The organism is Sphingobacterium sp. N143, assembly GCF_030325625.1.
Lineage (GTDB): Bacteria > Bacteroidota > Bacteroidia > Sphingobacteriales > Sphingobacteriaceae > Sphingobacterium.
Genome location: NZ_JACAIS010000015.1, coordinates 23,559 through 35,500, shown reverse-complemented (window position 1 = coordinate 35,500; position 11,942 = coordinate 23,559). Strand labels below are relative to the sequence as shown.

13 protein-coding genes are annotated in these 11,942 nt (G+C 41.4%); 3 read left to right on the top strand and 10 right to left on the bottom strand.

Annotated features, from left to right (window positions below; translation table 11 throughout):
- The first annotated feature begins 75 nt into the window (after window positions 1-75).
- Window positions 76-873 (top strand): tyrosine-protein phosphatase, encoded by a 798-nt coding sequence (locus tag HX021_RS21350; protein WP_286592653.1) that lies wholly within the window; start codon window positions 76-78, stop codon window positions 871-873.
- Here HX021_RS21350 and HX021_RS21345 read toward each other — a convergent pair.
- The 3 genes from HX021_RS21345 to HX021_RS21335 form a co-directional block, all read right to left on the bottom strand.
- Window positions 870-2,735 (bottom strand): acyltransferase family protein, encoded by a 1,866-nt coding sequence (locus HX021_RS21345; protein WP_286592652.1) that lies wholly within the window; start codon window positions 2,733-2,735, stop codon window positions 870-872. The genes HX021_RS21350 and HX021_RS21345 overlap by 4 nt on opposite strands.
- Window positions 2,736-2,911: 176 nt before the next feature.
- On the bottom strand, window positions 2,912-4,492 hold the full coding sequence (locus tag HX021_RS21340) for a FimB/Mfa2 family fimbrial subunit (protein ID WP_286592650.1): 1,581 nt from the start codon (window positions 4,490-4,492) through the stop codon (window positions 2,912-2,914).
- A 44-nt stretch (window positions 4,493-4,536) separates the two neighbouring features.
- A complete protein-coding gene (locus HX021_RS21335; protein WP_286592649.1) occupies window positions 4,537-4,698 on the bottom strand; it encodes a hypothetical protein in 162 nt (53 codons plus the stop codon).
- Between the two features lie 857 nt (window positions 4,699-5,555).
- Here HX021_RS21335 and HX021_RS21330 point away from each other — a divergent pair.
- Entirely contained in the window at window positions 5,556-5,723 is a 168-nt protein-coding gene (locus HX021_RS21330; protein WP_286592648.1) for a hypothetical protein, read from the top strand.
- A gap of 39 nt (window positions 5,724-5,762) precedes the next feature.
- Entirely contained in the window at window positions 5,763-7,715 is a 1,953-nt protein-coding gene (locus HX021_RS21325) for a fimbrillin family protein (protein ID WP_286592647.1), read from the top strand.
- Window positions 7,716-7,908: 193 nt separating this feature from the next.
- Here the strand turns inward: HX021_RS21325 and HX021_RS21320 are convergent, their stop codons facing one another.
- The 7 genes from HX021_RS21320 to HX021_RS21290 form a co-directional block, all read right to left on the bottom strand.
- Entirely contained in the window at window positions 7,909-8,076 is a 168-nt protein-coding gene (locus HX021_RS21320; protein WP_286592646.1) for a hypothetical protein, read from the bottom strand.
- Window positions 8,063-8,344 carry a hypothetical protein gene (locus HX021_RS21315; protein ID WP_286592645.1) on the bottom strand — a complete coding sequence of 94 codons (282 nt, stop codon included), beginning with the start codon at window positions 8,342-8,344 and terminating at the stop codon, window positions 8,063-8,065. The genes HX021_RS21320 and HX021_RS21315 overlap by 14 nt, the downstream gene beginning before the upstream one ends.
- Window positions 8,341-8,844, bottom strand: a complete 504-nt coding sequence (locus HX021_RS21310; RefSeq protein ID WP_286592643.1) for a DUF5675 family protein — start codon at window positions 8,842-8,844, stop codon at window positions 8,341-8,343. Before HX021_RS21310 ends, HX021_RS21315 begins: the two co-directional genes overlap by 4 nt.
- A gap of 3 nt (window positions 8,845-8,847) precedes the next feature.
- Complete coding sequence (locus HX021_RS21305; RefSeq protein ID WP_286592642.1) at window positions 8,848-9,429, bottom strand: hypothetical protein; 582 nt, start codon at window positions 9,427-9,429, stop codon at window positions 8,848-8,850.
- Window positions 9,430-9,770: 341 nt separating this feature from the next.
- Window positions 9,771-10,049, bottom strand: a complete 279-nt coding sequence (locus HX021_RS21300; RefSeq protein ID WP_286592641.1) for a hypothetical protein — start codon at window positions 10,047-10,049, stop codon at window positions 9,771-9,773.
- A 70-nt stretch (window positions 10,050-10,119) separates the two neighbouring features.
- Window positions 10,120-10,890, bottom strand: a complete 771-nt coding sequence (locus HX021_RS21295; protein ID WP_286592640.1) for a LytR/AlgR family response regulator transcription factor — start codon at window positions 10,888-10,890, stop codon at window positions 10,120-10,122.
- A 22-nt stretch (window positions 10,891-10,912) separates the two neighbouring features.
- Window positions 10,913-11,917 (bottom strand): hypothetical protein, encoded by a 1,005-nt coding sequence (locus tag HX021_RS21290; protein ID WP_286592639.1) that lies wholly within the window; start codon window positions 11,915-11,917, stop codon window positions 10,913-10,915.
- Window positions 11,918-11,942 lie beyond the last annotated feature (25 nt).

Sequence of the window (11,942 nt, the reverse complement as noted above, 5' to 3'; positions counted from 1 at the left end):
TTAAAACTGGCATATTGTTTGTAAATTACATTCAGATAGCTGGGAGAGAGGCATATTATTTGAATTATAAAAATTATGAGTTTTTTTACCAATTTGTTCAAAAGCAGGAAGTCATCATCGGTCAGGCCCTTGGCCCAATTGGAGTTTCTTGAGGTTGACATGCACAACCATCTTTTACCAGGCATTGATGATGGCAGTCCATCCGTTCAGCACTCACTGGGTTATATCCAGGAGTTACACCGATTGGGGTTAAAGAAGTTTATCTGCACGCCGCATATTATGGCTGGTGTACACCCCAACAACAAACAAAGTATAGAAGAGGCTCAGCTGGCCCTTATTAAAGGCCTAAAAGATACCGGAAAAGATATTGATATTTTTGCCGCCGCAGAACATATGATTGACGATGGCTTATTGTCGTTGATCCAAAACGATGAGCTCTGCGTGATGCCCGGGGGATACGTTTTGATCGAAATGTCCTACTTATCCGAATCCAAAGCGTTGTTCCATACCATTCTGGACATTCAAAAACTTGGTTACAAACCAGTCCTTGCCCACCCCGAACGTTATAATTATTACCATGGCAACTTTAATATTTACAAACAGATCAAAGATGCCGGCTGCTTACTGCAACTCAACCTGCTTTCCCTCAGCCGTTATTACGGTGTAGACGTTAAAGCCATTGCCATGACCTTATTAAAATCAGGCATGTACGATTTTGTGGGCACTGACCTCCATCATCAGAAGCACCTGGATGCGCTCAAGAATATTGCTGAAAAATACCCTATACGTGACATGCTAAGAACCTCTCCTATTTTAAACCAAACCCTATTGGATCATATTGGCGGTAACAAATCGCAAGAAATCGCTGGTTAAAAATATCGATTCTTCTTTAGGTATTCGATCAATTCCGCTGCTCCAAAGGGGCTGAGGTGATGACGATCAAACATATAAGGTGTACCAAGGGCCGTATTGTCGTGATCCAGTTCTGCCAATCGATAAACATCGATATAATGTTCAGGACCAATCAGCTGCTTGAGAAAAACATTTATGCGAGCGCCGATCGGATTAATATAACGGTTTTCATCCAAAGCTTTGTCTGTCCTTTTTTTTAAAGCCACTTTTCGGTAAGGCAGCACATATTCTTCCGTCTGTCCAATGAAATAATAGTTCACTCCATACTTTTCAAAAACTGCTATCATCTGTTTTATCCCTTCCTCCATCTCTTGTTTCGAATACTTCATGGTAGTAAAATTGTACATCAGCCAATGCACGGACACAAAAACCCGATCAATATGCTGATAATTTTCGGGGAGATAAGTTGTATAAAAATATTGCCAAAGCTCAACAGACTTTTGATAGCCTCTGGGTTGGGGAAAAGGAAAGGTCAGGCTCAGGCTTATTTCCAAAAGCCGTTGTTCTTTCCCCAGCGCCTGACGGAAGGCTGTTGAAAGCTGCGCCGCATGACTATCGCCCATCAACAGGATATTCTGCTTTGCCGTATCGACGTGCAGGCATCTTTCCTGATCAAAAAATGCATAATTTTTACTGTCGGTGATATAGCAGTTGCAGGGATTGAGATGAGCATGTTCATTATACTCAAAGTAATTGACATATTTCGCATCCAATAAACGGATTTTATTCCACCCCTCCCATTTTGCACCGAGATAAAACAGAACCGTGATAGCGCCAAGCGCAGCATTAGCCGTCATTATGGAAGGGAGGGAAAACTGTCCTTTTTTTCGTTCAATCCAATAATAAGAGGCCGAGGCCAACAGCAAAGACAGCAGTACAGGAATCAAAAGACTGTATGCATATGGGAACAGAAATTCATATTTTCGATACAGCACATAGATGGGCCAATGCCATAGGTAAAGCGAATACGAAATATTTCCAAGAAACTGAATCACCCGATTGCGGAATAGGGCATAATCGACGTTTATACTTAGTAATATTGCAGTTGCCAGGGTAGGTACTAATGTATAAGCGGATGGCCATGGATATTTCCCGGCAGCCCAGTAGATCGCAGCCAAAATAAGAAGCAACAACAAAGGAGAAAGAACAGCTGACACAGCCCCAAACCTGCGTTTTATATCCCCAGCATACAAAAATGCCAGTCCGCCCAGCATGAATTCCCAGGCACGTGCAGGCATTAAATAAAAGGCCCAGTCCGGTTCGGTTTTGAGCCAATATGCGCAAACCAGATACGAAAGGCATGCCAGCACAAGATAGCTGCCCCTAAACCAGCCGAACCGATTTAAGTATTGTTTTTTTAACAGCAATAGCAACAAGGGATACAACAGATAAAATTGCATTTCCATGCCAAGCGTCCAGCTATGCAGGAAAATATTATCCACGGCATCGATCGAAAAATAGGTCCCGGTACTGAACGCATAATAAATATTTGACAGAAACGCCAGTCCCAGGCCAATATACTTTGCATTCAGCTTGAGATCTGCAGAAAAATAAAGCAGGGGCATCAGCAACAGCAGACAAACACTAAGCAGCAGCAAAGCCGGGACAATGCGCTTCACCCTTCGGCCGACAAAATCCCCATAGAAGAATGTTTTCTGTTCAAAGCCAGTCAGTATAATCTGCGTCATCAGAAATCCCGAAATCACAAAGAAAATATCGACACCTACAAAACCACCATGAAAGCCAGGGACTTCATAATGGTAAAGCAGCACAGCAACAACAGCTATGGCACGCAACAAGCCTATATCGTATCGAAAGGTCATTTTGGTCCGTCCAATATGATGGACTTAACGAAAGTAGGAAAAACAAGCTACACTTTCTAGGGACAGTCCTGCAATTTCCATAAAAAAGACGCATTCCCCGCCGGGGAATACGTCTCCATTAAATTTATTATCCAAATAAATTATCTTATATAGCTTTTAAACGCGCCGCTTTAGGCTTATCGTTTTACACAACGGATCTGATAGGCAAAATTTGCCTCGGCGCTACCTTGGTCCGTATTCATACTCCAACCAATTTGACCTTTTCCACCTGTGAGCTGCAGCCATCTGTTACCAGCCAATAAGTAATTACCCTGAGAGCCTTTACCATTACCCGTATTGTTATCATTGTATGAACCGCCATAGGGCAAGTAAAAGTATTTATCACGGTCTGCCCCCGGATTGGACTGGGTACCAAAGAACATCCCAATATTCGAAGCCGATGTTCCATCCCAGGTATCCGTGTATCTTGCAGGCGCGTATATATTGGGGCCGGGGTTATTCTTTCCGCCCGGTTCAGTAGCCGCTTTCAACTGATCAAATTCAGCTTTAGTCGGAAGCCGCCAGGTATTCGCTGGCTGCACCAGCGCACAGGGATCACCTTGCGCACCATTGATTTCAGGCGACGGAACTCTATTATTTACATCAAACACTTTCGGTTTGACATAACCCGGGAACCAGTAATTGCCATAAGCATCATTTGTTGCCGCAAAGCCATACACACCATTGCTGTATACCAAATTGCCCAAAGCCCATACTTCGTCACCGATATTTACCGAGATCGCTTTTTTAAGCGTAATGTCCAATTTATATTTTACACCAGGCTTAAGTTTCCAGCCGTCTTGTGATAAATCCCTAGTCGCACTTCCTGCAATAGAAACACCCGACAGGACAATTTTTCCATTTGTTGTGGCCGCAGTGGTAATAAAGGTAGAATCCGAATAGATTACCTTACCCGTCGTATTTTTCAGGTTAAAAGCAACCGGATTCACATCCCCTTTAAAAGCCAGTGTACCGTCAGCCAATTTCACATCTACCGCAGCATTGGACGGTTCGATTGTTGCAGCAGCAATGCGGCTCACCTCACCCAGTGCTGAGGCATCAAATTTTAAGGATACCTGTGTAAACAAATGCGCCAAATCAGCATTCAACACATTTTGTCCATCTTTTACCTCAAATTGCACCTGATCCAACATCAGATCCTGGTCTGCTGTCAATCCCACAAAATTCACATCATCCAATTTGGTTCCAGCCGCAATAGTAGGCAATGTTTTATTTGTGCCAGAAGCATAGATCACAAAGGTGTAATTCCCCTTTTCAATCGCAAAATCAGGCGCTGAGCTACCCTGTGTAAAGGATTTCGTCTCCTTATATACACCTGCGGCATCAAAAATCGCCACATCATAAACAGTTCCTTGTTTTAAAGCTTTCTGTTCGCTACCGGTCGTAACAGTTGTCGCACGATTCGATGCTTTTAGGCTTGGAGTCGTGGCAGTTTCAGCTTTTAAAGTCGCGACTAAAGTATATTGGTTATCAAAAGGAATTTCGACGACCTGTGCTGCAGATGCAAAGCTACGTCCTACAGATCCGACCTTTTTAGGCGTTGGAGCAGCGTTTGCATCCGGATAAACCTGACCGATATTTAAACGTACGAATGAACCTTCAGTAACATCCACCTGATTATCCTTCTTACAGGAAGAAACCAATACGATGAGCATTAAAAAATAGGCTATTCCAAATTTTGTTGTCCACTTATTCATAGAAATAATTGTTTATACTACTAATTAATTAAATCCGGATTATCTTACCACTCCAAGTCTTGACCTTGTGTTTCTGTATTCCATGATTCGTTCACAGAGCCAGCAGCAATACTATATTCCAATTCAACATGTTGTTTGTTCACAGTTGGTGACTCATAAGGCAATTTGCCCTTTACATCCATTAATTTTGCTTTGTTTGCTTTCATTTTTATTTTTAAATCGTTAAACAACGTTTACAAAGTGTATAAAACACACTATTAAGGATTAACCAATATCTTCTTTATAAACAAGCATTTATAACGAAAATAAGATGAACCTTTCCCTTTGAAGTGCTGCAAAAGTAAACACATTAAGATGCATAAACAACTTTTAAATACGATGATTCTTTTCTTGTAGTGGAGGCTCTACAAACCTCCTTTACATGAGCTGTCTCCGCTATAATGAATACGGTTTTCTACAAGTTGTAAAATAATCAGGCATAGGGTCGGTCTAGGCAGGTAACAAACAGCTCATAGGGCATACCGCTTGTACATGTTCAAACATGTTAATTAAGAAAAAATAAATGACCAAATTAAAATATTACGAATCAGCAAAAACAAAAAATAAATTAATTTGTTCCAATTAAAGTACAGCACAATTAGCCGATTACAAAAGAGCCAATTTAGGCCAATTTTTACATATTAATAATACTGAATTAACACAATAAAATAGTTTTATGAAATAATAAGAAATCAATTTTTCTATACTGCAAAAAATATCAAAATAAAATTTTTAACATTTTTTTTTGCACAAGTTGATATTTAGTCGTAATATTACAATGCCAACTGAGAAAAGTGTTGTGAGCCGTATCATAAATGTATTAAAAACAATATAGATTTAAACAGTTTAAAAAAAAGTAATTAGGTTAAAATTTAGTTTTAAGTGAATGTCATATTTGCTGAGCAAGCATTTAGCGACTATCACTAAACTAATTACGCAATATAAATTTAACATTAGTTATTAATTGTCCATTATTTTAAATCAAGCGTCGTGAAACGACGTTAATTATCCAAATAATATTATCATGAATAAGAACGCAAAAAAAGTGTACGTTTCTCCTTCCATCAAAGAGAACGTAGTAGAATTAGAGCAAGGCATTGCTGCAGGATCACAAGGTGGTGGTGTTGCTACACCACAATCACAAGGCTGGGGAGCTGGAACAGATGAAACCATGAATGGTGATGCATCTTAACATTTTGTCTAATTATTAATCAACGTAAAAAGTATTAAAATGAGATTCAATAGAACAAAAGGGGCTAATTGGGTTATTGCTATGGCCTTGCTAGCACTTCCCGGCGCATTAATAACGAGTTGCTCTAAAGATAAAACTGAAGTTACTCAACAAAAGGGAGATAAGCTTACTTTTTCGGTCAGTGGTATCAAAAATGAGAATGCTGATTCAGGCGTAAAACGCGCCGGCCTCTCCTCAACCAGTAAAACGGCAAACAAAAGCAAAATTTATTCTTTTGCTGACGTGGATATGGCAGTTTCAACTGACAATACAGTCCCAGTAAGCAGCAGTAATATCTCGAGCGTAAAACGCACCAATGGATTGGCTGCTGATGCCACCCCAGGAACGACAGAGAATATTGCACAAGATGTTAAATATGTGGTATACATCTACTCAGGAAATACATTGGTTACGTCAAAAGTATTTCAAGCGGGTACTGATGGAACTATCGACGGTCTAGATCCTGCTACAACCTATACTTGGGTCGCATTATCTTATAATACTGCTGATGACCAACCTACAGAAAATCCAGCCAATAACACAATTACCCTACCACAAAACAAAGATGTTCTGTATGCAAAAGGTACAGTTAATCTAGCCAGTGATTCTAATATCAGTATTCTTTTCAACCATGCCTTTTCACGCATCGGTATTGAGTTGAATACAATTGGTGTATTTGGTAATATCACAGGTACCCCAACGGTTAATGTATCTGGTTTACAATTAGCTTCTGGTGACATCAATTTGATGGATGGTACTGTAACTCCTGGAGCAGCTTTCACACCAACCTTGAGCTATACGGATTTCGTCAATGTAGATCCAGCTTATAATGATGCGAAAATCGCATATGTTTATACCGCTTCAACTGCTGCACAGACTGCGATTAAAGTGCAACTGCAAAACTTGGCTATTAGTCACGCGGATGGAAATGTTCCTCGTACGTATTTTTCTAATGCAACAGACTTTGACTTCCAAGTTACTCCAGAAATTGGCAAAAGCCATCACTTATTATTGAATGTGGTTGAATCTCCTTTGGTGACCAATTATAACGGTCATCAGGTTAAATGGGGCCGTTCCAACCTTTATTACAGAGGCAATAATGGCAATGGCCGTAATTATGCATTCTATGCCAACAATACACAAACCGGAAAAGCCAATGGTTATTTTGCCTTCGGAAGTATAGTTCCAGGTCAATTTGCTACCACAACTACAAACAATGGAGATCCTTGTGCATTAGTATATCCAGCAGGCCTTTGGAAGCAACCAGCAAAAGCTGATTTCGCCGGTATGGTACGTGGAGATATCAAAGCCGATGAACTTACAGGTGCATTAGGCGGACTGGGACAAGTAGTTGACGCTACCGGCTTGACAGGTCTTGTAAACATCATTACAAACTTATTAGGTAACGCCACTTCAGTCCTTGTAAATACACAAGCACCAAACTCGTCACTTGCTCCAAGTTCTCCTTTTAATTATGGCCAATATACTCTCGCATCAGGCGCTAATGGGGCTCCAGCAGCGGGATCATCAAATGCTTTTGGAGATGTGGACAATGCTTCAAACCGTTTGCGTTTCTATTATAATGGTCAGATCTCCAATGTGAATGTATTACCATTACTAGGCAATGGCGGCTTAGCCAATTTAGGGCTTAACGACATTAGTGTGGATATTTCAAATTTCCAAGTAGTCAATCTAAATATCCCACTTTTGGATAGCTATGGCAAAACAACTGCATTGTGGACTAATGAACAAGGTGCCGATATCCTTGGTTTAGCAGGTACAGGAACCTGGGCCTATAACGGAAATGCTGGTCGGTCTTTCTCTTTACTAGGATTAGGTAACAGATTCCACATGGCTAATAATACAGGTGAACTACTAAATGGCGTAAACGTTTTGGGAGCCAATGTACTAAGTACTTCATTCAAAAACGTTCGTTGTGTACGTGCAAACTAATATTTGGACGCTTTAGTCTTTAAAACCCTCATATACAAGCGGCTTAATTCAAATTAAGCCGCTTTTTTATTCCTATCATAGCACCCTCAAACTTCAATTCCATTTAGCGAAGAAAAGCATTAGATAAGTCAGTTCCTTTTCTATTCAGCACCTGAATAGAAACAAGGCACCTGCTCACGCAGATGCCTCTCCTTTACTTATGCTTGAACAGGCGATTTAAAAGCCGACTCAACAGGAAACTGACGAGTGTCCCTATTAGTGCGGTCAGGGCAACATACAGCAGATCTCCCACTGAAAAAGATGCCCAGAGGCCACAAATAGTTCCACCGATTGCCGAGAGTTTAACATCACTGAACCGCATCACCCCCTCCTTTCTTCGGCATCTCATTCGCCGCTGAACGTTTAGGATCTAACGAGGCTGCCGTTTTTCTTTCCTCCGGTTTGCCCGAGGGTATGGCTCCCTTTTCAGGGTCAACCGCTGCCTCATCATGATCTCCAATAACCGATTCAACAATCCCCAGTCCAAGGGCGATATACCTGACCACATTCAAAGCCTTATTTGGCAATTTTACAGGTGCTACCAAGATCACCTGTAACACCTTTCCGATTTTATTGATGATTTTTTTCATTTGAATTCTTTTTTCATGAGCGCGCTATGCTCGGTTTGTTTTTCATGTATAAACTGATGTACGATGGTCAGCGTAGCATGCTGATCCTTCACCTTTTCAATAATTGTTTTATACAATTCCTGATAAGCTTCCGTAGATTGGTATACCTCAAAATCGTCCTGTTGTTTATTTTGATGGAAATAAGTTCCCACCAAAAGACAACCATCCGTATCTTCGTGGGTATTGCCAATATGAATGTATACGTTACTGAAATTAGGTATCCCCATGACTTCAATCATACCCTGATGAAGATCGGGGAAACGCTTTTTATAAGCTGTATTCATGCCACCCCAAACATTCAACCGCAAGGTATAGGTACCACAAGGGATGGCGGTCTTGCCTTTTACCTTCACCTCTTGAATACGGTCTTCAAGCCCATAACACTGGAAGATTCCATCCACATAAAGTTCGGACAGGGTACTATTTTTCCCCTGTCGAACACGTTTGAGTGTCAGTTCCATATGCTACAGATTTCCATAGGCCAGTTCATAGGTATACTCATGCCCAGGGGTATCCGTGAGCGTCACCCGGTATTTAGCCTGTTCAAAACCCGGATTATCCTCCTGCACCTGGTACATCCAGGACACCCCTATGCCATCCATGTCCTGCGCCAGTCCGGTCTCTATCACTGTATCGTTCTGATCCAAGATCTGTACTTGTACCTTGACCACCGCCATCACATCCTTGACCATCAATGTGATCTGATCCACCGCATTTCCCTGGTAACCGCTATCGTCCCAGCGCCGGATCACAGGCGCCGTAAAGAAATCTTTAAAAGCCACATTATAAGCGCTCTGGTTTATATTTGCCTTAGCCTGATAGGCTGCTTTTAAGTCCGGATCCAGAATCGCCGTCCGAGCGTACAATGAAGCATCCATAAATCTGTTCTGAACTGCGATCTGTTTGTCCGTTGGCACCCGTCCATTTTCCATTTTTTTAGGCCTGCGGGCAATAATTGTCTGATCGCCGCGTTGACGAAATACGAGCATCCTACCAATTGTTCCCGATGCTCCCTGCATGATGACATTGTCTCTTGATTTAGCCATTTTGTTATTTTTTAAGAATTAAAAAATCTATTGAACATCAATGCAATGGGCGCCCTTGATTGCGTTGACAGTACAAATATGGCCCTGAAAATCGCCGTTGTCAATAGCCTTGGAAATCAGCGGTGAAATGCGCTGAATAGCGCTGAAAAACGGTTAAAAACGTTGATATGGTTTTTTGCTTCTGCAGCAAAAAGTAGGTGTGCTTGCTTTGTCCTTGTTCTTAACAAGTACTCAGGAAGGAAGATTATTGGGTCAAGCTAGTAAGCTCCTTGTTCCGGGGTAGTATGCGAGGAAGAAATGCCCAGCTATGGCATTTCATACCTGGGCAAGACGATATTGGTCTATTTTTTCTTTTTAGGGCTTGCCTTTATATAAGCGATGACCTCGTTTTTAAAATAAAAATCTTTGCCCTCTAAATTATAGATCGGCAATATCGACTTTAGCTCTCCCAATTTGGTATCCCTAATCTTGAGAAAGGTCTTTATATCTGTATTGTCCATTAATTCGGAAGTTGCATCCAGATAATGCTGACTTAACCTTTTCGCTTCGGCTGCGATGACCTGAACGGCCTGCACCAAGGCCCGAAGTTCTGATCTTACTTCTTCAAAGAAATTTTCCATAATTTTATGTTGAGTTTATAATTTATTCTAGTGTTATGGAGGTTATGTACGTTATGGGTTATTGTTGCGATCAGCAGATATGAAGTTTTTCCCGCAGCTCTTTTATAAAATTGCGTGTCACCTTGAATTTCTTCTGTGGCCCTTCGATCATGGTGATCAGGTCACCTTTTATCGATTTAATAAAATCGATATTAACAATATTGGACTGGTCGACCTGTAGAAAGCTACTTTTCGGCAAAAAGGAAAGGACCTCCTTGATCGTTTTTCTTGCTTTTCTTGGCCTTGGGTATCCTTCCTGATCTATTTCCGTATTTCTTTCGAAAAAAACCACTTCATTATCACCTTTTACCTTTTGTATAAAATACACATCACAGAACTGTACTTTATAGCAGATCCTGTCCGACATTTCTATAAATGCGGATTCGGGCTCCGGGATGCATTTGATATTGATAGGCACTGCCAAGCGTAAAAAGGCATTGTTAAGCGCCCGGCATACCTTTGGATAAGTCGCGGGCTTGTGCATAAAATCTGATGCATTCAAATTATAAGAACGCAAAGAAAATGACTCATGCTCTGTCACGAATACAACTTCGGGCTTTTTCTTGGGATCTATCGCTTCATACAGATCCATTCCATTAAAGCTATGTGCCTTATTTGCCCCGCCCAATACGACATCCATAAAGATAATATCATAGTTTATCAATCTTATCTTTTCTAAGGCCTCCTCTTGGGAATGTGCCATATCAATAATCAGATCCAAAGCAGTCTGTCGCAACAGCTCCTTTAATCTATCCGCATCGGGCAGATAGTCTTCTACAATAAGAATAGGAATTATGGGCATAATATTGAATTAAGGATAGCATTTATTTCACAATCAGCAATACGATAAAACTATCCTCTTTTCGGGTATATTCGATACCGTATTGTCCAGGCACAAGCTGTTCGAAGAGCTGTCCGACGAGCGCAGACCCCATACCATGATGCCCGGCAGCATCCGTATGACCGACAGCATTGCTGATCTGCAACTGCAGCTGACCATCTATGCGTTGCCAGACTGCCCGAATCCATCCCTTGGGCCCTTTCGGTGTATAATCCAGTGCATTTTCGAGCCAAGAAAGCAGTGTTGCCGCCGGTATAGATCGATTCCAATCGCTGGGGAAGAGTTCCTCCTCACCCAGTAGTTCGATGTTCCGATCAGAAAAGCACGATGCCATTACTTTAAACTGTCGCCACTCCTCGGCAATGGCTACTTTGTTTTTTTTATTGACTAAGATGGCGATGATATAGCGCAAGAGCTCGAGCGCAGCATCATGCTGTTGTACCTTATTATGCTGTACAATTTTGATCCATTGGCGTGTAAAATGCATAGACAGGCGCTGTGAAACATCTAGGGTAAGGACTTTCGTTTTCAACCGTTGGAACCGGACCATGAATAAAGCGTAATGCTGCTTTAAACACAATATTTCTGCCAATCCTAAGGTCAAGACATTGCCTATCGTGACCCGATTGTGAAAAATTATTTTCCGTGATGGTGTAAGTTTGCCCACAAAAACAATCTGCTGTGCCGGAAGCCATTGGTAAGCATAATAAAACCATACCTGTGCACTATAAAACCACCAGAGCAGCAGGCAGCATACCAGGCCTAGCCTATGCCAAGGACTGAGCACCATTGCCCGCATCAACACATAATACAGTAGAAATGAAGCTATATAAGGACTTACTAAGGCCAGGATATGCCGTATCGTGAAGCGATACCAAACATATACATTGAGGTGGAGCAATATTCCTACAATCAAGAAAATCGCCAAAGAAAGTAAGATACCGCCTTTGAAAGCAGACCAGGTATCGCATACGCTTTTTACATTCATTATTTATCCGTCAAGATCGGCAGAA

Coding starts and splice junctions, on each gene's coding strand:
- HX021_RS21350 (WP_286592653.1), top strand. CDS start 76: ATGAGTTTTTTTACCAATTTGTTCAAAAGCAGGAAGTCATCATCGGTC.
- HX021_RS21345 (WP_286592652.1), bottom strand. CDS start 2,735: ATGACCTTTCGATACGATATAGGCTTGTTGCGTGCCATAGCTGTTGTT.
- HX021_RS21340 (WP_286592650.1), bottom strand. CDS start 4,492: ATGAATAAGTGGACAACAAAATTTGGAATAGCCTATTTTTTAATGCTC.
- HX021_RS21335 (WP_286592649.1), bottom strand. CDS start 4,698: ATGAAAGCAAACAAAGCAAAATTAATGGATGTAAAGGGCAAATTGCCT.
- HX021_RS21330 (WP_286592648.1), top strand. CDS start 5,556: ATGAATAAGAACGCAAAAAAAGTGTACGTTTCTCCTTCCATCAAAGAG.
- HX021_RS21325 (WP_286592647.1), top strand. CDS start 5,763: ATGAGATTCAATAGAACAAAAGGGGCTAATTGGGTTATTGCTATGGCC.
- HX021_RS21320 (WP_286592646.1), bottom strand. CDS start 8,076: ATGCGGTTCAGTGATGTTAAACTCTCGGCAATCGGTGGAACTATTTGT.
- HX021_RS21315 (WP_286592645.1), bottom strand. CDS start 8,344: ATGAAAAAAATCATCAATAAAATCGGAAAGGTGTTACAGGTGATCTTG.
- HX021_RS21310 (WP_286592643.1), bottom strand. CDS start 8,844: ATGGAACTGACACTCAAACGTGTTCGACAGGGGAAAAATAGTACCCTG.
- HX021_RS21305 (WP_286592642.1), bottom strand. CDS start 9,429: ATGGCTAAATCAAGAGACAATGTCATCATGCAGGGAGCATCGGGAACA.
- HX021_RS21300 (WP_286592641.1), bottom strand. CDS start 10,049: ATGGAAAATTTCTTTGAAGAAGTAAGATCAGAACTTCGGGCCTTGGTG.
- HX021_RS21295 (WP_286592640.1), bottom strand. CDS start 10,890: ATGCCCATAATTCCTATTCTTATTGTAGAAGACTATCTGCCCGATGCG.
- HX021_RS21290 (WP_286592639.1), bottom strand. CDS start 11,917: ATGAATGTAAAAAGCGTATGCGATACCTGGTCTGCTTTCAAAGGCGGT.